Annotated in this window: 24 protein-coding genes; 11 read left to right on the forward strand and 13 right to left on the reverse strand. The window is 70.9% G+C overall.

The window, feature by feature from the left end; translation table 11 throughout:
• The first annotated feature begins 3 nt into the window (after positions 1 to 3).
• On the forward strand, positions 4 to 897 hold the full coding sequence (gene recX, locus ACFY1U_RS43295; protein WP_390699588.1) for a recombination regulator RecX: 894 nt from the start codon (positions 4 to 6) through the stop codon (positions 895 to 897).
• 183 nt (positions 898 to 1,080) lie between these two features.
• Here the strand turns inward: recX and ACFY1U_RS43300 are convergent, their stop codons facing one another.
• The 8 genes from ACFY1U_RS43300 to ACFY1U_RS43335 all read right to left on the reverse strand — a co-directional run bounded on the left by ACFY1U_RS43300 (position 1,081) and on the right by ACFY1U_RS43335 (position 7,477).
• On the reverse strand, positions 1,081 to 1,512 hold the full coding sequence (locus tag ACFY1U_RS43300; RefSeq protein ID WP_390699589.1) for a rhodanese-like domain-containing protein: 432 nt from the start codon (positions 1,510 to 1,512) through the stop codon (positions 1,081 to 1,083).
• Positions 1,509 to 2,048 (reverse strand): cysteine dioxygenase, encoded by a 540-nt coding sequence (locus ACFY1U_RS43305; protein ID WP_390699590.1) that lies wholly within the window; start codon positions 2,046 to 2,048, stop codon positions 1,509 to 1,511. The genes ACFY1U_RS43300 and ACFY1U_RS43305 overlap by 4 nt, the downstream gene beginning before the upstream one ends.
• Before the next feature lie 78 nt (positions 2,049 to 2,126).
• Complete coding sequence (locus ACFY1U_RS43310) at positions 2,127 to 2,174, reverse strand: hypothetical protein (protein ID WP_309506048.1); 48 nt, start codon at positions 2,172 to 2,174, stop codon at positions 2,127 to 2,129.
• 129 nt (positions 2,175 to 2,303) lie between these two features.
• Positions 2,304 to 3,905: an FAD-dependent monooxygenase gene (locus ACFY1U_RS43315; RefSeq protein ID WP_390699591.1), complete on the reverse strand. Its 1,602-nt coding sequence runs from the start codon at positions 3,903 to 3,905 to the stop codon at positions 2,304 to 2,306.
• 175 nt (positions 3,906 to 4,080) lie between these two features.
• Positions 4,081 to 4,986, reverse strand: a complete 906-nt coding sequence (locus tag ACFY1U_RS43320) for an amino acid ABC transporter permease (RefSeq protein WP_390699592.1) — start codon at positions 4,984 to 4,986, stop codon at positions 4,081 to 4,083.
• Positions 4,983 to 5,648 carry an amino acid ABC transporter permease gene (locus tag ACFY1U_RS43325; protein WP_390699593.1) on the reverse strand — a complete coding sequence of 222 codons (666 nt, stop codon included), beginning with the start codon at positions 5,646 to 5,648 and terminating at the stop codon, positions 4,983 to 4,985. Before ACFY1U_RS43325 ends, ACFY1U_RS43320 begins: the two co-directional genes overlap by 4 nt.
• Before the next feature lie 115 nt (positions 5,649 to 5,763).
• Complete coding sequence (locus ACFY1U_RS43330; protein WP_390699594.1) at positions 5,764 to 6,603, reverse strand: glutamate ABC transporter substrate-binding protein; 840 nt, start codon at positions 6,601 to 6,603, stop codon at positions 5,764 to 5,766.
• 97 nt (positions 6,604 to 6,700) lie between these two features.
• The gene (locus tag ACFY1U_RS43335; protein ID WP_390699595.1) at positions 6,701 to 7,477 is read right to left on the reverse strand and encodes an amino acid ABC transporter ATP-binding protein; all 777 of its coding nucleotides are present in this window, start codon (positions 7,475 to 7,477) and stop codon (positions 6,701 to 6,703) included.
• A 310-nt stretch (positions 7,478 to 7,787) separates the two neighbouring features.
• Here ACFY1U_RS43335 and ACFY1U_RS43340 point away from each other — a divergent pair, with 310 nt between their 5' ends.
• The gene (locus tag ACFY1U_RS43340; RefSeq protein WP_099931752.1) at positions 7,788 to 8,474 is read left to right on the forward strand and encodes a response regulator transcription factor; all 687 of its coding nucleotides are present in this window, start codon (positions 7,788 to 7,790) and stop codon (positions 8,472 to 8,474) included.
• 9 nt (positions 8,475 to 8,483) lie between these two features.
• Positions 8,484 to 9,914 carry a sensor histidine kinase gene (locus tag ACFY1U_RS43345; protein WP_390699596.1) on the forward strand — a complete coding sequence of 477 codons (1,431 nt, stop codon included), beginning with the start codon at positions 8,484 to 8,486 and terminating at the stop codon, positions 9,912 to 9,914.
• Here the strand turns inward: ACFY1U_RS43345 and ACFY1U_RS43350 are convergent.
• Positions 9,893 to 10,894 (reverse strand): TAXI family TRAP transporter solute-binding subunit, encoded by a 1,002-nt coding sequence (locus tag ACFY1U_RS43350; protein WP_390699597.1) that lies wholly within the window; start codon positions 10,892 to 10,894, stop codon positions 9,893 to 9,895. The two genes, ACFY1U_RS43345 and ACFY1U_RS43350, sit on opposite strands and share 22 nt — an antisense overlap.
• A gap of 112 nt (positions 10,895 to 11,006) precedes the next feature.
• On the opposite strand from ACFY1U_RS43350, the gene ACFY1U_RS43355 reads away from it, so the two are divergent.
• The gene (locus ACFY1U_RS43355; protein ID WP_390699598.1) at positions 11,007 to 11,411 is read left to right on the forward strand and encodes a MazG nucleotide pyrophosphohydrolase domain-containing protein; all 405 of its coding nucleotides are present in this window, start codon (positions 11,007 to 11,009) and stop codon (positions 11,409 to 11,411) included.
• A gap of 231 nt (positions 11,412 to 11,642) precedes the next feature.
• Here the strand turns inward: ACFY1U_RS43355 and ACFY1U_RS43360 are convergent, their stop codons facing one another.
• Entirely contained in the window at positions 11,643 to 12,848 is a 1,206-nt protein-coding gene (locus ACFY1U_RS43360; protein WP_390699599.1) for a cation:proton antiporter, read from the reverse strand.
• 4 nt (positions 12,849 to 12,852) lie between these two features.
• The gene (locus ACFY1U_RS43365) at positions 12,853 to 13,338 is read right to left on the reverse strand and encodes a cation:proton antiporter regulatory subunit (RefSeq protein ID WP_390699600.1); all 486 of its coding nucleotides are present in this window, start codon (positions 13,336 to 13,338) and stop codon (positions 12,853 to 12,855) included.
• Between the two features lie 182 nt (positions 13,339 to 13,520).
• Here ACFY1U_RS43365 and ACFY1U_RS43370 point away from each other — a divergent pair, with 182 nt between their 5' ends.
• Genes ACFY1U_RS43370 through ACFY1U_RS43385 form a run of 4 tightly spaced genes read left to right on the forward strand, consistent with a single transcriptional unit; the run spans position 13,521 to position 17,489 of the window.
• Positions 13,521 to 14,468 (forward strand): sensor histidine kinase, encoded by a 948-nt coding sequence (locus ACFY1U_RS43370; protein WP_390699601.1) that lies wholly within the window; start codon positions 13,521 to 13,523, stop codon positions 14,466 to 14,468.
• Positions 14,468 to 15,121 (forward strand): response regulator, encoded by a 654-nt coding sequence (locus ACFY1U_RS43375; RefSeq protein ID WP_390699602.1) that lies wholly within the window; start codon positions 14,468 to 14,470, stop codon positions 15,119 to 15,121. The genes ACFY1U_RS43370 and ACFY1U_RS43375 overlap by 1 nt, the downstream gene beginning before the upstream one ends.
• A 58-nt stretch (positions 15,122 to 15,179) precedes the next feature.
• Complete coding sequence (gene miaB, locus ACFY1U_RS43380; protein WP_390699603.1) at positions 15,180 to 16,697, forward strand: tRNA (N6-isopentenyl adenosine(37)-C2)-methylthiotransferase MiaB; 1,518 nt, start codon at positions 15,180 to 15,182, stop codon at positions 16,695 to 16,697.
• 54 nt (positions 16,698 to 16,751) lie between these two features.
• Positions 16,752 to 17,489: a class III extradiol dioxygenase subunit B-like domain-containing protein gene (locus ACFY1U_RS43385; RefSeq protein ID WP_390699604.1), complete on the forward strand. Its 738-nt coding sequence runs from the start codon at positions 16,752 to 16,754 to the stop codon at positions 17,487 to 17,489.
• An 82-nt stretch (positions 17,490 to 17,571) separates the two neighbouring features.
• On the opposite strand, the gene ACFY1U_RS43390 is transcribed toward ACFY1U_RS43385, so the two are convergent.
• Positions 17,572 to 17,841 carry an antitoxin gene (locus ACFY1U_RS43390; protein ID WP_390699605.1) on the reverse strand — a complete coding sequence of 90 codons (270 nt, stop codon included), beginning with the start codon at positions 17,839 to 17,841 and terminating at the stop codon, positions 17,572 to 17,574.
• Positions 17,842 to 17,903: 62 nt separating this feature from the next.
• Entirely contained in the window at positions 17,904 to 18,173 is a 270-nt protein-coding gene (locus tag ACFY1U_RS43395; RefSeq protein WP_390699606.1) for a hypothetical protein, read from the reverse strand.
• Between the two features lie 182 nt (positions 18,174 to 18,355).
• Between ACFY1U_RS43395 and miaA the strand changes: the two genes are divergently transcribed.
• From miaA to dapF, 3 genes are all read left to right on the forward strand, one after another.
• Positions 18,356 to 19,294, forward strand: coding sequence for a tRNA (adenosine(37)-N6)-dimethylallyltransferase MiaA (gene miaA / locus ACFY1U_RS43400; RefSeq protein WP_390699607.1), 939 nt, complete (start codon positions 18,356 to 18,358; stop codon positions 19,292 to 19,294).
• 108 nt (positions 19,295 to 19,402) lie between these two features.
• Positions 19,403 to 19,906, forward strand: a complete 504-nt coding sequence (locus ACFY1U_RS43405) for a hypothetical protein (RefSeq protein ID WP_390699737.1) — start codon at positions 19,403 to 19,405, stop codon at positions 19,904 to 19,906.
• 134 nt (positions 19,907 to 20,040) lie between these two features.
• Complete coding sequence (dapF, locus tag ACFY1U_RS43410; protein WP_390699608.1) at positions 20,041 to 20,934, forward strand: diaminopimelate epimerase; 894 nt, start codon at positions 20,041 to 20,043, stop codon at positions 20,932 to 20,934.
• The last annotated feature ends 116 nt before the right edge of the window (positions 20,935 to 21,050 follow it).

Here is a 21,050-nt window from a genome sequence, read left to right on the forward strand (position 1 = left end):
CGTATGACACGGCGAACCGATTGGGCCGAGTACGCCTACCCGGACCCTCCGCGAGCGCGGGACGGGAGAGGCGACGCGGCTCCGGCCGGGCCGGACGGCGATGCGTACGGCGCCGATGCGGGGCGCGGCCCGCAGGGGGGACACGACCGCGCGCGGTCACGCGGCACGACGGCGTACGACACCGGGGGGTCGTACGGCGACGAGCCGGGCGGCAGCGAGTGGCCGGACGACGGGGGGCCGGACGGTTTCGGCTCGTCCGGTGGTGGTTCGCGCCGTGGCGGCCGGACCCGTGGGGCGGGCGGATCCCGCGGGCGCCGGCAACGGCGCCGCGGCGAGCCGCCCGGTGAGGACGGGAGCTCCGCCTCCTCGTCGAGGGCCGAGCAGGAGGAGTCTCCGGCGGACCCGGTGGAGCGGGCGCGGGCGATCTGCCTGCGCCTGCTCACCGGGACCCCGCGCACGCGCAAGCAGCTCGCCGACGCCCTGCGCAAGCGGGAGATTCCGGACGAGGCCGCGGAGGAGGTGCTGTCGCGGTTCGAGGAAGTCGGGTTGATCAACGACAGCGCGTTCGCGGACGCCTGGGTGGAGTCCCGGCACCACGGCCGGGGGCTCGCCCGGCGGGCGCTGGCCCAGGAGCTGCGGACCAAGGGCGTCGACTCCACGCTGATCGACGCGGCCGTCTCCCAGCTGGACTCGGAGCAGGAGGAGGCGACCGCGCGCGAACTCGTCGTCCGCAAGCTGCGTTCCACGCGCGGCCTCGACCGCGACAAGCGGCTGCGCCGCCTCGCGGGCATGCTCGCCCGCAAGGGCTACTCCGAGGGCATGGCGCTGCGGGTGGTCAGGCAGGCGCTGGAGGAGGAGGGGGAGGACACGGAGTTCCTCGGGGACGAGGGGTTCTGACGGGGCTGGAGCCATAGGTGTGCGGCCGCCGGGATGAGGGCCGCGCTCAGTACGGCGTGACCGCCGATCCCGGCGGCGCGGTGGCTCCTTGCCGGTGCAGTCGTCGTCCGCCGCGAACCCAGCTCATAGCCATGCCGGACGGCTGTCGGGTACCGGCGTCGGCGACGGCCGATCGCAAACCGCCTATGACGTCACCGGCAGTCCCGCCGCCTTCCACGCCTGGAACCCGCCGACCAGATCGGTGGCCCGTCCCAGCCCCAAACCGTGCAGGGAGGCCGCCGCGAGGCTCGACGCATAGCCCTCGTTGCAGATCACCACGACCCGCAGCTCGTGACTCGTGGCCTCGGGCGCGCGGTGGCTGCCCTGCGGGTCGAGGCGCCACTCCAGCTCGTTGCGCTCGACGACGAGGGCGCCCGGGATCAGACCGTCCCGCTCGCGCAGGGCGGCGTATCGGATGTCGACCAGGAGTGCCTCGCCGGCGCGAGCGGCGTCGTACGCGTCCTTCGGCTCGATCCGCTCGTAGCCCCCGCGCACCCGCTCCAGCAACTCGTCGATGCCGACGGGCTGTTCACCCGCACCGCCCGCTTGCCCGCCGACCGGACCGTCGCCGCTCACTGCCAGTCCTCCGGGCGCTCGACCTGCTCCAGGCGCAGGACCTGGCCGACACGGCTGTAGCGGCGGATCTGCGGCAGCGGCGGGTAGTAGGCGTGGACGGAGACCGCGTGTTCGTCGGTGGACTCGTTGAGCACCTCGTGTACATGGTGGCGGCCGAAGGCACGACCCTTGCCGGCCGGCAGCTGCCGCTCCCTGTCCACGCCGTCGGTGAGTTCCAGGGTCTTCCAGCCGTCGGCGGGCAGCCGGGCGGCGAGCGAGTTCTCCTTGAGCTCACCGGACGCCGTCACGAAGGCGCCGACGGACTCGGCATGGTCGTGCCAGCCGGTGCCCGTGCCGGGCGGCCAGCCGATCAGCCAGGCCTCGCTGCCGCCGGGCCCCTCCAGACGCACCCAGGTGCGCCCCTCGGGATCGAGCGGGAGGGAGGCGATCAGCTCCGCGTCCGCGGCCGTACGCCGTACGAAGTCGAAGAGGTCCGCCTGTGTCGGAGCCTGGGCGGCTGCGGCGGCAGAGGGAGGGGCAGAAGGGGAGACAGACACGTGGCACCGTCCTGAGGAAGCGTTCGCGGGGGCGCGCGGCAGCACTGGGAGGCGCGCGCGGGAAGAGGGGATGCGAATTCAGCAGGACGGACGACACACGCAGCCCGCATAGCGGACGAGGTCCATATGGACCCTCCGCCACAGGCGCGCAAAGGTGTCGGTCACGATCCGGAGTACACCATTGATGGTGTACAGCGGTCAACTCACCGTCACGATGTGGACCACAGGGTGACGGTGAGTAAGGTCACTTTCGGGTTAATTCGATGCCGAGGCGGCCGTGGCCTCCGCCTTCGCCGGCCCTCCCAGCGTCGCCTCCGCCGCCGAGTAGAGCTCGGCCGGGTGCACTCCGCCCAGCGCGGTGACCAGGTGTCCGTCCGGGCGCACCAGTAGCACGGTGTGAGCGGCCGCACCGGGATAGCTCTCCGCGACCAGCAACTCGGCGCGGTGCGGCAGCGCGGCGACCGCGGCTGCCAGCCGGGGCATGATCCCGGCGGTCATCCAGTGCTTGCGGTCCCACACCGCCGTGCCGGGCGCGATCAGCACCACCAGCAGGGCTCCGCGCCCGAGCCGGTCCCGCAGCTGTACGAAGGTGCCGTCCTCCGCGGTGACCCGCACATCGGTGACCGGCTCGCCGGGCGCCGTGTCCACGGGCACCTCGGCTTCGAGGTGCTGGGGAGCGAGCGGGGAGGCGGCGTACGCCCCCGGCGCACCGAGTGTTCCGCGCCCCAGATGACCGTCCGTGAGCAGCGCGTCGTGGCCTCGGGCCGAGCCGCGCACATAGGCGCGCAGTCCTCCGCCGCCGCGCAGCAGCGGCAGGGCCTGGTCGGCGGCGCGCAGCCGGCCTGCGACGACTCCGCGTCGCTCCGCCTGATAGCTGTCGAGCAGCGCCTCGTGCGGTCCGTGGTGCCAGGCGAGCGCCAGCTTCCAGGCCAGGTTGTCGGCGTCCCTGAGCCCCTCGTCGAGTCCCTGCGCGCCCAGCGCGCCGAGCAGGTGCGCCGCGTCACCGGCGAGGAAGACCCGGCGGACCCGCCAGCGGCGGGCCAGACGGTGGTGGACCGTGTGGACTCCGGTGTCGAGAAGCTCGTACGGCGGCGTCGGGCCCCCGGTCCAGCCGGCCAGGGTCTCCCGGATGCGGGCCAGCAGCAGCTCGGGCGTGACCAGGTCCTTGCCCGGCGGCAGCAGCCAGTCCAGGCGCCACACGCCGTCCGGGAGGGGGCGGGCGGTTACCTCCCCGGCCGAGGGTCCGGACGTACGCCAAGGCGGCATCCGATGGAGCAACGCTTCGTCCCCCCACGGAAGTTCCGTGCGCAGCGCGGCCACGGCGTGCCGCTCCACCGCCGTACGTCCCGGGAAGCGGATGTCCTGGAGCTTGCGCACGGTGGAGCGCGGGCCGTCGCAGCCGACCAGGTAACTGCCACGCCACCAGGTGCCCTTGGGGCCGCGGGTGTGGGCGGTGACCCCCGAGGCCTCCTGCTCGACGGTGTCGAGGCGGCTGTCCACGGCGACCTCGACGAGCGGCTCGGTGGCCAGGGCGGCGCGCAGGGCGCCGGTCAGGACGTGCTGGGCGATGTGCAGCGGGGCGGGTTCGTCGCCGCCGAACGTGACCTCGCGCATCACCTGCTTGCGCCGCATGGACCGCCATCCGGCCCAGCGGGTTCCCTCCTGCGCGAGCGGCTGCCCGCTCAGCCGCTCCATCAGGGCGGCGGTGTCCTCGCGCAGGACCACGGTCCGCGCAGGGCGCGGTTCCTCCTTGCCGGGGCCCTCGTCCAGCACGACGCAGGGCACTTCCTGACGTGCCAACGCCAGGGCGAGCGTGAGCCCGACAGGCCCCGCGCCGACGATGATCACCGGGTCCACGGCGCGGCGCCCCCTGCTCGTGACGGCGTCCGGACGGACGTATGTGAACAGGAAGTTGGAGCAGGGTGCACGATCACAGAACGTATGCAACCCATTGGCGGGGTTTGCGTCAAGCGACGGAGGCAGTGGCGATCATGCCACTGCCTCCCTGTCGCTCACGCCACTTGACCGATCATCAGATCGAGTCGCCGGCACCTGTACCGAAGGTACCGCCCACCGCGGCCGGATTGACCTCCACCGTGTCCTCGGTGAGGACCGCGCCCGTGCCCCGCTTGCTGCGCCGCAGCCTGCCTTCCAGCCAGCTCGCGAAGCTGGTGAGGAGGAAGTTGACCACGATGAAGATGACCGCCACTCCGATAAAGCTCTGGATGACGTTGGCGTAGTTGGCCGCGAACGTGCTGCGCGCGCTGAGCAGCTCCGCATAGCCGATCATCGCGCCGCCCAGCGCGGTGTCCTTCACGATGACCACCAGCTGGCTGACGATGGCCGGCAGCATGGCCGTCACCGCCTGCGGGAGCAGGATGCTGGTCATCGTCTGACCCTTGCGCAGGCCGATCGCGTACGCGGCTTCCGTCTGCCCCTTGGGGAGCGCCAGGATGCCGGCCCGGACGATCTCGGCGAGGACCGAGGCGTTGTAGAGCACCAGGCCGGTGACGACCGCGTACAGGGGCCGGTCGTCGGTGGTGACGTTCGTGGAGCGGGCGTAGAACTCGTTCGCGAACAGCATCAGCAAGAGGACCGGGAGCGAGCGGAAGAACTCGACCACAACTGCGGCGGGGACCCGCACCCACCGGTGGTCCGACATGCGCGCGATGCCGAAGAAGGCGCCCAACGGGAGGGCGATGACCATGGAGAGCGCGGCGGCCTTCAGCGTGTTGCCGAGTCCCGGCAGGAGATACGTCGTCCACGCTTCGGACGTGGTGTACGGCTGCCACAGGGCCCACTTCAGCTGGCCCTTGTCGTCCATCACCTGCCAGATCCACCACACCAGGAGGGCGAGCAGGGCGACGAAGATCACTGACAAGAGGACGTTGCGCCGCTTTGCCCGGGGGCCGGGGGCGTCGTAGAGGACCGAGCTCATCGTTTCACCGCCAGTCGCTTGCCGAGCCAGCCGAGGATGAGGCCGGTCGGTAGAGTCAGAACCACGAAGCCGAAGGCGAAGACCGCGCCGATGAGCAGCGTCTGAGCCTCGTTCTCGATCATCGTCTTCATCAGAGCGGCGGCCTCGGCCACGCCGATCGCGGCTGCCACGGTGGTGTTCTTGGTCAGCGCGATCAGTACGTTGGCCAGCGGGCCGATGACCGCACGGAACGCCTGCGGCAGCACGACGAGCCGCAGCGTTTGGCTGAAGCTCAGCCCGATCGCGCGCGCCGCCTCGGCCTGGCCCAGCGGCACGGTGTTGATGCCGGAGCGCAGCGCCTCACAGACGAAGGCAGAGGTGTAGGCGACGAAACCGAGCACCGCCAGCCTGAAGCCCTGGATCTTGAAGTCGGAAGCGCCCAGCGTCACGCCGAAGATGTCGGCGAGGCCGAGCGAGTTGAAGACGATGATGACCGTCAGGGGGATGTTCCGGACGATGTTGACGTAGGCGGTGCCGAAACCGCGCATCAGCGGGACCGGGCTGACCCGCATCCCGGCCAGCAGGGTGCCCCAGACCAGGGAGCCGACGGCGGAGATGACGGTGAGTTTCACCGTCATCCAGAACGCCCCTAGGACGTCATAACCATGAAGAAAGTCGAACACGATCTCCCGCGCTTCCGGGTGTGTGGCGTACGAGAAGGGCGTGGCGCGCCGCCGCCGTGATCGCGGTGGGCGGCGGCGCGCCGGTGGAACCCTGCGTGCGCTGCGGTTCCCTGGGTTACTTGACGATGACGCCGATCTTCGGGGCGGGCTCGTACTTGTAGTTGGACGGGCCGAAGTTCTTCTCGACGTCGGTCTTCCAGGTGCCGTCGCTGACCATGGCCTTCAGGGCGTCGTTGATCTTGTTGACGGTCGCGGTGTCACCCTTCTTGACGCCGATGCCGTAGTTCTCGTTGCTGAGCTTGAGCCCGAGGAGCTTGAACTGGCCCTTGTACTGGGCCTGCGAGGCGTAGCCCGCGAGGATCGAGTCATCGGTGGTCAGCGCGTCCACGGCGCCGCTCTGGAGGCTGGCGACGCACTCCGAGTAGCCGGGGTTCTCCTTGAGGTTGACCTTGGGGGCGATCTTCACAATCTTCTGTGCCGAGGTGGAGCCGGTCACGGAGCACAGCTTCTGACCGTTGAGGTCCGTGCCCTTGGCGATCTTCGAGCCCTGCTTGACCAGCAGGTCCTGGTGCGCCAGGAAGTACGGGCCGGCGAAGTCGACCTTCTGCTTGCGCTCGTCGGTGATCGAGTACGAGGCCACGATGAACTTGACGTCTCCGCGGGCCAGCGCGTTCTCGCGGTCGGCGCTCTTGGTCTCGATGAACTCGATCTGGCTGGGCTTGTAGCCGAGCTTGCCCGCGACGTAGGTCGCCACGTCCACGTCGAAGCCGGAGTAGGTGCCGTTCGGCTGCTTGAGGCCGAGACCGGGCTGGTCGTACTTGATACCGATCTTGATCTTCTTACCGCCACCGGACGAACTGCTGCTGCTGTTGCTGTTGTTCGACCCGCACGCCGTAGCCGCCACAGCGAGGGCGAGCACGGCAGCCGAAGCAGCGGTGACCTTGCGGAGCTTCATGGTGAACATCCTTTGGCTGGTGAAGAGAGGAGCGCCGGTGAAGAGATGAGCGCCGGCGGAGAGAAGAGAGCCGGCGAGGGCCGGGCAGGGCGGACCGTCAGTGGTGGAGGATCTTCGACAGGAAGTCCTTGGCGCGGTCGCTGCGCGGATTGCTGAAGAACTGGTCGGGCGCGGCCTCCTCGACGATCCGGCCGTCCGCCATGAAGACCACACGGTTTGCAGCCGATCGCGCGAAGCCCATCTCGTGGGTGACGACGATCATGGTCATGCCGTCGCGGGCGAGCTGCTGCATGACCTCGAGGACCTCGTTGATCATCTCCGGGTCGAGGGCCGACGTCGGCTCGTCGAAGAGCATGACCTTCGGGTCCATGGCCAGCGCCCGCGCGATGGCGACGCGCTGCTGCTGGCCGCCGGAGAGCTGTGCGGGGTACTTGTCCGCCTGGGTGGCCACGCCGACCCGGTCGAGCAGGGCCCGGGCCTTCTCCTCGGCCTTCTTCTTGTCGGCCTTGCGGACCTTGATCTGGCCCAGCATCACGTTCTCGAGCACGGTCTTGTGCGCAAAGAGGTTGAAGGACTGGAAGACCATCCCCACGTCGGCGCGCAGCCGGGCCAGTTCCTTGCCCTCCTGGGGCAGCGACTTGCCGTCTATCGTGATCGAGCCCGAGTCGACTGTTTCCAGGCGGTTGATGGTGCGGCACAGGGTGGACTTACCGGACCCGGAGGGCCCGATGACCACGACGACCTCGCCGCGGGCGATCGTCAGGTCGATGTCCTGGAGTACGTGCAACGCGCCGAAGTGCTTGTTGACGCTCTTCAGGACGACCAGTTCGCCGGTCGCGGCCACATCTTCCTTGGCCACCGATACTTCGGTCATCGCTATCGGGCTCCGTCCTCCTCGGTTTCGGAGGACAGTAGTAACCCCGTTCCACCAGCGTCATTACATCTGAGGGGAATCTGAGCATCACGATCCGATAGCAATCGGACACGTGTCGTAGCACATCGCAGGACTCGCGCGCGGGCCGCGTATCAGCCGGGTAACTAAAGGGGTCCGCAACCGGAACCCACTTGACGCCGTCGTCGTCCATCAGCGTGACTGCCTTGATGCACGCACGCGCGTGCCAGGCGTTTTGTACGCACTGTGTGCCCGTCCTGTTCGTACGGCCGATGAACCGAAGGAGGCCCGGATGAGACTGCTCCTCGTCGAGGACGACAACCATGTCGCCGCCGCTCTTTCTGCGGTTCTGGCGCGGCACGGTTTCGACGTCACGCACGCGCGCAGCGGCGAGGAAGCTCTCCAGGCGCTCGTTCCCGAGGGCGACGGCTTCGGCGTCGTCCTGCTCGACCTGGGTCTGCCCGACCAGGACGGCTACGAGGTCTGCGGCAAGATCCGCAAGCGCACCAGCACCCCGGTGATCATGGTCACCGCGCGCTCCGACGTCCGCTCCCGCATCCACGGCCTCAACCTCGGCGCCGACGACTACGTGGTGAAGCCGTACGACACCGGGGAACTGCTCGCCCGTATCCACGCCGTCAGCAGGCGCAGCGTCCACGAGGACGCCGGGGCGGGCGGCGACCACGAGCTGCGCCTCGGGTCCATGCTCATCGAACTGCCCACCCGACAGGTCAGCGTGGACGGTTCGGTTGTCCAACTGACCCGCAAGGAGTTCGATCTTCTCGCCCTCCTCGCACAGCGCCCGGGGGTCGTCTTCCGCCGGGAGCAGATCATCAGCGAGGTGTGGCGTACCAGCTGGGAGGGGACCGGACGCACCCTGGAGGTGCACGTCGCGTCCCTGCGCGCCAAGCTGCGCATGCCGGCCCTGATCGAGACCGTACGCGGTGTCGGTTACCGGCTTGTCGCCCCGTCCTCGTAGCGTGCACGGGTGCGTACTCGTCTTCTTCCGCTGCTGATCGTCCTGATGGCGGCCGTGCTGCTCGCCCTCGGCATCCCGCTCGCCGTGAGCGTGGCCTCCGCCCAGCAGCAGAAGGTCGTCGTCGACCGGATCGACGACACGGCGCGCTTCGCGTCCCTCGCCCAGTTCGTCACCGACGCCTGCAGTTCCACGCGCACGTCCACGGACGAGCGGCTGGAGACTCTGCGCAGTGAACTCGCCAGCTACTACGGCGTCTACGGCATCCGGGCCGGGGTGTTCTGCCGTACCGACGTCCCGATGGCGCAGGCGCCGCAGACCTTCTTCCTGCCCGATCAGGGCGAGGTGCGCGACGCCTTCGCCGAGGCCCTGCTCAGCCGCCGCAGCCACGACCCCAAGCAGGTCTGGCCCTGGCAGCGCAACCGTCTGGTCGTCGCCTCACCGGTCATCCGGGACGGCGATGTCGTGGCGGTCGTGGTCACCGACTCGCCCACCGGGGCGCTGCGTTCGCGGATCCTGCACGGCTGGCTGGTCATCGGTGTGGGCGAGATCGCCGCGATGCTGCTGGCCGTCGGCGCCGCGCTGAGGCTGACCGGCTGGGTGCTCAGGCCGGTACGGGTGCTGGACGCCACCACTCACGCGATCGCGAGCGGCCGTCTGAAGACCCGGGTGGCGGCTGCCGGCGGTCCTCCGGAACTCCGGCGCCTGGCCCACTCGTTCAACGAGATGGCGGACAACGTCGAGGACGTACTGGAGCAGCAGCGCGCCTTCGTCGCCGACGCCTCGCACCAGCTGCGCAATCCCCTTGCGGCGCTGCTGCTGCGCATCGAACTGCTCGCTCTCGAACTGCCGGAGGACAATGAGGAGATCGCATCGGTGCGCACCGAGGGCAAGCGCCTCGCGGAGGTCCTCGACGACCTGCTCGACCTGGCCCTGGCCGAGCACACCGACGCCGACCTGCGGATCACCGACATCGGCGCGCTGACCGCCGAGCGCGTCGCGGCCTGGACGCCGACCGCGGAGGCCAAGGGCGTACGGCTGGTGGGGAATTGCCCGCCGACCACCGCCTGGGCCGACCCGGTCACGCTCTCCAGCGCGCTGGACGCGGTGATCGACAACGCGGTCAAGTTCACGCCGAAGGACGAGTGCGTCGAGGTCACGGTCGCGGCCGACGGCGACACCTCGACCGTCGTGGTCACCGACAACGGCCCTGGCCTGACCGACGAGGAACTCGCCCGAGTCGGCGACCGCTTCTGGCGCAGCAGCCGCCACCAGAACATCAAGGGCTCCGGGCTCGGCCTGTCCATCTCGCGCACGCTGCTCGCCGCGGGCGGCGGCTCGATCTCGTACGGCCGTCACGAGCCGCACGGGCTCACCGTGACGGTGTCCGTGCCGAGGAACAGCCCTGCGGTCGGCGGTACCTACGGCTTGACCGAGCGGTAGTAGCGCCGGGCGCCCTCGTGCAGGGCCAGGGGGTCGGTGTAGATCGCGGTGCGCAGGTCGACGAGCTGCGCGGAGTGGACCTGCGTGCCGATGCCGTCACGGCTCCTGATCACGGTGCGGGTCATCCACTCGGTGAGCCGGGGGTCCATGTCCTTGCGCGTCATCAGCAGGTTGGCCACGGCCAGCGTAGGCACGGCGACCCCTCCCTGGATGCTCGGGTAGGCCGACTCCGGCATGTTGGTGGCGCGGTAGTAGTGGGTGGCACGGTCCTGCTTGTGCAGCTCCGCGACGAGGTCGGGCGTGATCGGCACGAACCGGAAGGTGAAGGTGTCGGCGAGCTTCTGCAGCCCCTCCGTGGGCAGCCCACCGGACCAGAAGAACGCATCGATCTTGCCCTGCTTCAGCCCGTCCGGACCGGTGTCGATGCCGTCGGCGAACGGCGTGATGTCCTTCGTCGCGTCGATGCCGGCCGCCTTGAGCACCCGGTCTGCGATCAGGCGCACACCCGAACTGGGCGGCCCTATGGCCACCCGCTTGCCCTTGAGGTCCGCGACGGAGGTGATGCGTGAGTCGCGCGGGACGATGAGCTGCACATAGTCGTCGTACAGGCGGGCGACGCCCCGCAGCTGGTCGGCGCCGGGGTTGTGGCTGCCGAGCTCGTACGTCTCCACCGCGTCGGCCGCGGCAATGGTGAAGTCGGCCTGGCCGGTCGCCACCCGTTTGACGTTCTCCTGGGAGCCGTCGCTGGTCAGCAGCTTCACTTTCAGGTCCGGCATGTCCTTGTCGAGCGCGGTGCGCAGCAGCTTGCCGTACTGCTGGTACACCCCGGCCGGCGTTCCCGTGCTGATCGTGATCGTTCCGCTCGGAGGGGCCTCGCCCAGGGGCAGCAGCCACCACAGCAGCAACCCGAGGGCGACGACGCCGGCAGCCGCGCCCTGCAGGGCCCGGCGTCTGCCGATCCGGGGGAACATCTTGGACATGCGAGGGATCCTGCCAGCCGGAACGCGGTGCTGACCAGGGCTGCTGACCGGGGCAGGGGTCACAACGGGATCACGAACGGGCGTTGTCCGTGCCGGTCGATACAGTCGCCGTATGAGTTCATCGCCCGCCGACCTGGTTCGCCGATTCCACCTCGCCGTCGGGCTCGACGCCCGCAGTACGCCCACCGAGGTGTCGCCCTCGCTGGCCGCCCACCGCGGGGAACTGCTCGCGGAGGAGGCCGCGGAGGTCGCCGAGGTCTCGGTCACGGGCCCGCTCGACAAGCTCGCCCACGAACTGGCCGACGTCGTCTACGTGGCCTACGGCACCGCCCTCGTCCACGGCATCGACCTCGACGCGGTGATCGCCGAGATCCACCGCTCCAACATGACCAAGCTGGGCCCCGACGGCCGGGTCACCCGCCGCGCCGACGGCAAGGTCCTCAAGGGCGACCACTACGAGGCCCCAGACGTGTCGGCGGTACTGCGCCGGCAGGGGTGGGCGCCCGACGGTATATGAGGCCTTGCGGCGGTACAGCCCAAGGCCCTGCCCGCCGTCCAGTGGCCGGTGGGCGAGCGGCGGTGCGTCAGCCTTGGGGCGGCCTGCCGACCAAGCTGTCAGTTGCCCCGATGGGGGCGCGATGTGCGGGCGTTCCCGCAACCGCCCGTCGACGGGCCGTCAGGCGTCCGCCGTCCGATCGATCCACGACGGTGGGTCCCCCTGCGCCGGCCCTCCGTTCAGGACCGGCGTTCACCCACCGACACGCGCGCTTGCCGGCTCCGAGTGATCCGTACGGGCGTTCCGGCGCTCGTTCAGGTGCCGGACCAGTGGTTCCGTGTAGCGGGCCGTGAGGGGGCCGAGGACGACCAGGATGAGGACGTACGCCGTGGCCAGCGGACCCAGGGACGGCTCGATGCCTGCGCTCACCGCCAGCCCGGCGATGACGATGGAGAACTCGCCGCGCGCCACCAGGGCGCCGCCCGCGCGCCAGCGGCCCCTGACGGAGATCCCGGCCCGGCGCGCCGCCCAGTAGCCGGTGGCGATCTTCGTCGCCGCCGTGAGCAGGGCCAGCGCGAGGGCGGGCAGCAGGACGGGCGGGATGCTCGCCGGATCGGTGTGCAGCCCGAAGAACACGAAGAACACCGCGGCGAACAGATCGCGCAACGGGCTCAGCAGGGTGTGGGCGCCTTCCGCGACCTCCCCGGACAGCGCGATACCCACCAGGAAGGCACCGACGGCCGCCGACACCTGGAGCTGCTGTGCGACGCCCGCGACCAGGATCGTCAGCCCCAGCACGACAAGCAGCAGCTTCTCCGGGTCGTCAGTGGAGACGAACCGCGAGATGACGCGCCCGTAGCGCACGGCCACGAACAGGACCAGCCCCGCCGCCCCCAGCGCGACCCCCAGCGTCACGCTCCCGGCCAGCAGCCCGGCCCCGGCCACCAGTGCGGTCACGATGGGCAGGTACACCGCCATCGCCAGATCCTCCAGCACGAGCACGCTGAGGATCACCGGGGTCTCCCGGTTACCGACCCGGCCCAGGTCGCCGAGCACCTTCGCGATGACACCGGACGACGAGATCCAGGTGACACCGGCCAGTACGACAGCGGCCACCGGCCCCCAGCCGAGCAGCAGCGCCGCAACCGCGCCCGGCACGGCGTTGAGCGCGCAGTCGACCAGGCCCGACGGGTAGTGCGCCTTCAGGTTGGTGACCAGGTCACCGGCCGTGTACTCCAGGCCCAGCATCAACAGCAGCAGGATGACGCCGATCTCGGCGCCGATGGCGACGAACTCCTCGCTCGCCCCCAGCGGCACCAGCCCGCCCTCGCCGAAGGCCAGGCCGGCCAGCAGGTACAGCGGAATGGGGGAGAGCTGAAAGCGGGCGGCGGCCCGGCCGAGCAGGCCGAGGCCGAGCAGAATGGAACCGAACTCGATCAACAACACCGCGGAGTGCACCGGTTCACTCCCGCCCGAGTATCGCCGCGGCGGCGTCGACGCCCTCGCGCGTGCCGACGACGATCACGATGTCACCGCCCGCCAGCCGGAAGTCCGGCGCCGGCGACGGAATCGCCTCGGCCCGGCGCAGCACCGCCACCACCGACGCGCCGGTCTCGGTCCGCATGCGCGTGTCGCCCAGCACCCGCCCGTTCCAGCGCGAGGCCACGGCCAGCTCGATCCGCTCGGCGACCAGCCCCAGGTCGGAGGCGTAGAGAAGGCTCGCGCTGTGGTGGGACGGCTTCAGCGCGTCGATCAGCGCGCCCGCCTCGGAGCCGGACAGCCGCAGCGACTGGGCACAGGAATCGGGGTCGTCGGCCCGGTACACATTCACCGTGCGCGCGCCGTCGCGGTGCGCCACCACGGACAGATGGCGTTGGTCGCGGGTCACCAGGTCGTACTGGACCCCGATGCCCGGCAGCGGCGTCGCCCTCAGTCGTGGCGCAGGCACGTTTCTCCCCTTGTCCTGGCGGCATGGTCGTGGTCTGCCGGTGATCAACCCCGGCCGCTTCGCATGCTGCCATCCGCCCGTACGGTGGCGACATGGGTGACGTCACGGATATACGCGGCCGGGGACGGACGGCAAGGGTGGCAGGAGCCACAGCGGGAGCGCCTGCGGAACCAGGGAGGACCGTGTCACTGTTCTGGCGGATCTTCTCCCTCAACGCCACGGGCCTGATCGCGGCCGCCGCCCTGCTGCTGGGCCCGGTCACCGTGTCGACCCCCGTCCTGCCGGCCGAGGCGCTGGTCGTCGTCGTGGGCCTGGCCGCACTGCTGGCCGGCAACGCGATCGTGCTGCGTCTCGGACTTGCTCCGCTACGGCGGCTCGGCCGGGCCATGGCCACCGCGGACCTGCTGCGCCCCGGCGCCCGCGCGGTCGTCGCCGGTCCCGCGGAGGCGGCCGAGCTGATCACGACGTACAACACGATGCTCGACCGGCTGGAGAGCGAACGCGCGGCCGGAGCGGCCCGCGCCCTGTCCGCGCAGGAGCGCGAGCGGCAGCGCATCGCCCGCGAGCTCCACGACGAGGTGGGCCAGACCCTGACCGCTGTCCTCCTCCAGCTCAAGCGCGTCGCCGACCGCGCCCCCGAGGAGTTGCGCGGGGAGGTGGGCCAGGCACAGGAGGCGACCAGGGCGGGCCTGGACGAGATCCGCCGTATCGCCCGCAGGCTGCGCCCCGGTGTCCTGGAGGAATTCGGCCTGGTCAGCGCCCTGCGCTCACTCGCCGCCGAATTCACCACCCACGGGCTGACGGTGCGCCACCACATCGTCGGTGAACTGCCCCCGCTGACCGAGGAGTCGGAGCTGGTGGTCTACCGCGTGGCCCAGGAAGGACTCACCAACACCGCCCGGCACGCCGGCGCCGACCGCGCCGAGGTCCGCCTCCGGCCGGTCGCGGACGGTGTCGAACTCCTCGTACGCGACAACGGCAAGGGCCTCGGTACGGCCCCGGACGGCGCCGGAATCCGCGGCATGCGGGAACGCGCGCTGCTCATAGCAGCCGACCTTGCGCTCGAACCCGGCCCCGACGACGGCACCGACGTGCGCCTGCGGGTACCCGTCACCGCCGGAGGCCGCTGATGGCATCCCCCGCGCGCGTGCTGCTCGCCGACGACCACGCGCTCGTACGCCAGGGCGTGCGGCTCATCCTGGACGGCGAGCCCGATCTGACCGTGGTCGCGGAGGCCGGGGACGGGGCGGAGGCGGTCGAGCTGGCACGCGCGCGTGCCGTCGATCTGGCCGTACTGGACATCGCCATGCCCCGTATGACGGGCCTCCAGGCGGCCCGCGAACTCTCCCGCCGCCTGCCCGGCCTGCGCATCCTCATGCTCACCATGTACGACAACGAGCAGTACTTCTTCGAGGCCCTCAAGGCCGGGGCCGGCGGCTACGTCCTCAAGTCGGCCGCCGACCGCGACCTGGTCGGGGCATGCCGGGCGGCCGTGCGCGACGAGCCGTTCGTGTACCCGGGCGCGGAACGGGCGCTCGTCCGCTCCTACCTGGACCGCCTGCACCGGGGGGACGACCTGCCCACGCGGCCGGTCACCGAGCGCGAGGAGGAGATCCTCAAACTGGTCGCCGAGGGCCACACCTCGAAGGAGATCGGCGAGCTCCTCTTCATCAGCGCGAAGACGGTCGAGCGCCACCGGGCGAACCTGCTGCACAAGCTGGGCATGCGCGACCGCCTGGAACTCACCCGCTACGCGATCCGCGCGGGCCTCATCGAGCCCTGAGCCCCCGGTTGTCCACAGGGCGGCGGGAGACACTTCCGGCACCGCCTACCCTTGTCACATGAGCAGCATCGACCGGAGCCAGGCAGTGGGCGTGAAGACCTACGAAGTGCGCACCTACGGGTGCCAGATGAACGTCCACGATTCCGAGCGCTTGTCCGGGCTGCTCGAAGAGGCCGGGTACGTGCGTGCGCCCGAGGGCTCCGACGGCGACGCCGACGTCGTCGTCTTCAACACCTGCGCCGTCCGCGAGAACGCCGACAACCGGCTGTACGGCAACCTCGGCCGCCTCGCGCCGAAGAAGGCCTCGCGGCCCGGGATGCAGATCGCGGTCGGCGGCTGTCTCGCGCAGAAGGACCAGGACATCATCGTGAAGAAGGCGCCCTGGGTGGACGTCGTCTTCGGCACGCACAACATCGGCAAGCTCCCGGTGCTCCTGGAACGCGCGCGCGTGCAGGAAGAGGCCCAGGTCGAGATCGCCGAGTCCCTGGAGGCGTTCCCCTCCACCCTGCCGACGCGCCGCGAGAGCGCGTACGCGGCGTGGGTGTCGATCTCCGTCGGCTGCAACAACACCTGCACCTTCTGCATCGTTCCGGCCCTGCGCGGCAAGGAGAAGGACCGCCGCACCGGCGACATCCTCGCCGAGATCGAGGCCCTGGTGGCCGAGGGCGTCTCCGAGATCACCCTGCTCGGGCAGAACGTCAACGCGTACGGCTCCGACATCGGCGACCGCGAGGCCTTCAGCAAGCTGCTGCGCGCCTGCGGCCGGATCGAGGGCCTGGAGCGCGTCCGCTTCACCTCACCGCACCCGCGCGACTTCACCGACGACGTGATCGCGGCGATGGCCGAGACCCCCAACGTCATGCCGCAGCTGCACATGCCGCTGCAGTCCGGCTCGGACACGGTCCTGAAGGCGATGCGCCGCTCGTACCGGCAGGACCGCTACCTCGGGATCATCGAGAAGGTGCGGGCTGCCATCCCGCACGCCGCGATCACCACCGACATCATCGTGGGCTTCCCCGGTGAGACGGAGGAGGACTTCGAGCAGACCCTGCACGTCGTCCGTGAGGCGCGATTCGCGCAGGCCTTCACCTTCCAGTACTCCAAGCGCCCCGGCACCCCGGCCGCGACCATGGAGAACCAGATCCCGAAGGAGGTCGTCCAGGCGCGCTACGAGCGTCTCGTCGCCCTCCAGGAGGAGATCTCCTGGGAGGAGAACAAGAAGCAGGTCGGCCGCACCCTGGAGCTGATGGTCGCCGAGGGCGAAGGCCGCAAGGACGGCGCCACCCACCGCCTCTCCGGCCGCGCCCCCGACAACCGCCTGGTCCACTTCACCAAGCCCGAGCAGGAGGTGCGACCCGGCGACGTGGTCACGGTCGAGATAACGTACGCCGCCCCGCACCACCTGCTCGCCGAGGGAGCCGTCCTCGACGTGCGCCGCACGCGCGCGGGCGACGCCTGGGAGAAGCGCAACGCGGTCGAGGCGGCGAAGCCGGCGGGCGTCCTGCTGGGCCTGCCGAAGATCGGCGTCCCGGAGCCGCTGCCGGTCGCGACGGGCAGCGGCTGCGGCTGCGACTGACCGCTCTGCTCGGCGCGGTGTCCGCCGCCGGGCGGCGGGGTTACCCTGCCGATCATGCTTGTCGTCGCCGCAGTCTGCCCCTGCCCGCCGCTGCTGGTGCCCGAGGTCGCCGCGGGTGCCGCCGCCGAGATGGACGTCGCGCGTGCCGCGTGCACGGACGCGGTCGGCGTGCTCGCGGCCGCCCGTCCCGACCGGCTCGTCGTCGTCGGTCCCGCGGAGCAGAGCGGCCGAGCCAGCTACCCGGAGGGCACGCGGGGCTCCTTCCGCGGCTTCGGCGTCGACGTGGACGTACGGCTCGGCAGGGCCCAGCATGCCGGGGCCGAAGTCCCGGCCCCTGCGGCCTCGGAGCGGTCGCTCGCCCCCTCGCTGGCGGTGGCCGCGTGGCTGCTGCAGCGCACCGGCTGGTCCGGCGCCCCGATCGAGGGGCTCGGCGTGGGGGAACCTCTGGCGGCCGAGCGGTGCATTCAAGTCGGGAGGGACATCGCCGCCGGGCCCGAGCGGGTGGCGCTGCTGGTCATGGGCGACGCCAGTGCCTGCCGCACGCTCAAGGCCCCCGGTTACCTCGACGAGCGCGCGGGGCCCTTCGACGCGGAGGTCGCGCGTGCGCTGGGAGCGGCGGATGTGGCGGCCCTCAAGGCCCTGGACACCGAGCTGGCGTCCGAGCTGAAGGCATCCGGCCGGGCCCCCTGGCAGATCCTCGCGGGCGCGGCCGAGGGCACGGACCTCGCGGGCGCGCTGCTGTACGAGGACGCGCCGTACGGCGTGGGCTACATGGTCGCGACCTGGTCGTAGAGGCGCGGGAGCAAACGGCGGACGGCCGGGAGCCCTCGGGCTCCGCGGCCGTCCGCCGGTGTGCCGTGCCGTTCAGGGCCGTTCAGGAAGCAGGCGGCGTGGAGCCGGCTGGTGCGGTCGTGCCACCGCCTGCCTCCGTGTCGTCCCTGTGCGCGAGTCGGTCCATGGCGCCCTTGGCCTTGCGGGTCCCGGTGTGGATCTTGTGGCTGTACTTGCCCTTGGTCTTCTCGTCGACGACCTTCGCGGCCTTGTCGAGACCGTGCGTGATCTTGCCCCCGTGCTGCTGCGCGAGGCCGGAGACCTTGTCCTTGGCCGGGTTCAGTCTGGCCTTCAGGTTGTTCAGGAGACCCATGGTCCACCTTCCGCCGTTCCCGGGCTCGGCACACCCCTGCGGCTCACTCGGGCCAGGGGCGGTTACGTGCGGGCGTCCTCGCCGGCGTCCCTGTCGGCCGCCTCCTCGGCGGACTGCTGCTTGGGGATCTCGACGGCCTCACCGGAGGCGGACTGGGCGGCCTCCGTCGCCTCCGGCTCGCTCTCGGTCAGCTCCTCGGCCTCGGCCGACCCCTTCGCCTCAGCCGCCTCCTCAGTCGCGGGCTCGGCCGTCGGTGTGTCGGCCTGAGCCTCGGCGGTTGACGCCTCCTCCGTAGCCTTCGACCTCCGCAGAAGTCGTGCGAAAACGCCCATATCCACTCCATACGTTACTCGTGCGGGCGAAATCCCGCGTCGTCCGGTGCGTCCGTTTGCGCCGCCCGGGTCGCCGCCCCCCGAATCCGGCGGCGAGAGCCTCGCAACGGGCAACGACCCGGCATTCGTGCCGTCACGTAACTCGTTCGAGGAGCGCCCTCGGGGTTTGCGAGACTGGTGCGGTGAGCAGCGCATCCCCCGCCCCCCGAGTCATCGCCGTCGTCGGACCGACCGCGGCCGGAAAGTCCGATCTGGGCGTTTTCCTCGCCCGGCAGCTCGGAGGCGAGGTCGTCAACGCCGACTCCATGCAGCTCTACCGGGGGATGGACATCGGCACCGCAAAGCTGACGCCCGAGGAGCGCAGCGGCATTGCGCACCACCTCCTCGACATCTGGGACGTGACGGTCACGGCGTCGGTCGCCGAGTACCAGAAGCTCGCCCGCGCCAAGATCGACGGCCTGCTCGCGGAAGGCCGCTGGCCGATCCTGGTCGGCGGCTCCGGCCTCTACGTGCGCGGGGCCGTCGACAACCTGGAGTTCCCCGGCACCGACCCCGAGGTCAGGGCCCGGCTCGAGGAGGAGCTCGCGCTGCGCGGCTCCGGCGCGCTGCACGCCAGACTCGCCGCCGCGGACCCCGAGGCGGCGCAGGCGATCCTGCCCAGCAACGGCCGCCGTATCGTCCGGGCCCTCGAAGTGATCGAGATCACCGGTCAGCCGTTCACCGCCAATCTGCCCGGCCATGACTCGGTCTACGACACCGTCCAGATCGGCGTCGACGTGGCCCGCCCCGAACTCGACGAGCGCATCGCCCGCCGGGTCGACCGGATGTGGGAGGCCGGTCTGGTGGACGAGGTGCGTGCGCTGGAGGCGCAGGGCCTGCGCGAGGGCCGTACGGCAGCCCGTGCGCTCGGCTATCAGCAGGTGCTCGCGGCGCTGGCCGGGGAGTGCACCGAGGAGGAGGCGCGGATCGAGACCGTGCGCGCCACCAAGCGCTTCGCGCGCCGGCAGGATTCCTGGTTCCGGCGCGACCCCCGGGTGCACTGGCTGAGCGGGGCTGCGGCGGATCTCACAGAACTTCCGCAGCGCGCACTGGCGTTGGTCGAACGACCGGTTACAGCCTGATCACGTCATGGCATCGGGACGCTCCGGCCGCCGTTGCGGCATCCGGCGGCGTGCCATCATCGAGCTTCGATCGACCAAGTGGAGTCCTAGTTGGGAGGGCGCGTGGCGATGGAGGCCGGCCCTCGCGACACCGCACAAGGCACCGAGCCCCTCACCGTCGAGAGCGGTGAACCGGAGCAGGACGAGAACCGTCTGAGCCCCGACGGGCCCGATGAGACACAGGGCGGAGTGACCGCCGACGGCCCTGAGCCGGAGGAGATGTTCGCCGGTGGCCCCGAGGTCGAGGTCGAACTGCGACCGCAGCGCCGCCTGCGCATCTGGCAACTCGCCCCCATCGTCGCCCTCGCCGCGGTCGGCTCCCTGATGTTCGCCTTCCCGCTCGCCTTCGACTTCGGCGACAGCGGGGCCGTGATCGCCATGCTGGGACTGCTGATCTGCTCCTGTGCGGCCGGCTGGGGCATGATGGCCGCCCGCCGGGTGGGGTACACGGGCCCCGGGCTCCCACCGCGGGGTTCCGGCCGTCGACCGGACTGGCGGGTGGTCCTGGCATACGTGGTCGTAGTGGCCGCGGTGGTCGTGCTGGCGGTGTGGCGCGTGGCAAGGCTGCGCTGAAGCGCCCCTGCAGGGGCGCGGGGCTGTGCCGATGTGCGGCTCCGCCGCGTGGGCGCGACCAGCCACGATGGACCCGCACCAGCTCACCGACCCGGGCCCGCCCTCCCAGCGGAGCGCTCCCGTACGATCGAGGAATGAGCACGCGGATCGCCTTCCTCAAGGGCCACGGCACCGAGAACGACTTCGTGATCGTGCCGGACCCCGAGAACTCCATCGACCTGCCCCCGAAGGCCGTCGCCGCCCTGTGCGACCGCCGCGCGGGGATCGGCGGTGACGGCCTGCTGCACGTGGTGCGGTCCGCCGCGCACCCCGAGGCGCAGCACATGGCGGCCGAGGCCGAGTGGTTCATGGACTACCGCAACGGCGACGGCTCGATCGCGGAGATGTGCGGCAACGGCGTGCGGGTCTTCGCGCACTACCTCCAGCGCGCCGGGCACGTCGCCGAGGGCGACCTCGCGGTGGCCACACGCGGGGGCGTGAAGAGGGTGCACATCGCGAAGACTGCGTCCAACAGCGGCTCCGCCGCGGGTGACATCACCGTCGGCATGGGCAGGGCGCGCCTCCCCGAAGGGGACGTCACGGTGAGCGTCGGCGAGCGCAGCTGGCCCGCGCGGAACGTGAACATGGGCAATCCGCACGCGGTCGCGTTCGTCGACGACCTCGCGCACGCCGGAAACCTGTACGCGCCGCCGCCGTTCAGCCCGGCCTCCGCATACCCGGACGGCGTGAACGTGGAGTTCGTGGTCGACCGCGGCCCCCGGCACGTCGCTCTGCGCGTGCACGAGCGCGGCGCCGGCGAGACCCGCTCGTGCGGCACGGGCGCGTGCGCCGTCGCCGTGGCCACCGCCCGCCGGGACGGCGTCGACCCGGCCGTCACCGGGAGCCCGGCGACGTACACCGTCGACGTGCCCGGCGGGACCCTGGTCATCACCGAACAGCCCGACGGCGAGATCGAGATGACCGGCCCCGCAGTGATCGTCGCCGAGGGCGAGATCGACTCCGAGTGGCTGGAAACATTCGTTCGCTGAACGGGATGGCGACTTGGGATCCGAGGCCTGTGTGCCCGGTGGTGCACGGGAGTTGCTCCGGGGCGACGACCGCGCGTTCGAAATCACGGGCGGCCCCCTGTCGCATGGCGCGAAAC

Source organism: Streptomyces sp. NPDC001351 (genome assembly GCF_042896045.1).
GTDB lineage: Bacteria > Actinomycetota > Actinomycetes > Streptomycetales > Streptomycetaceae > Streptomyces.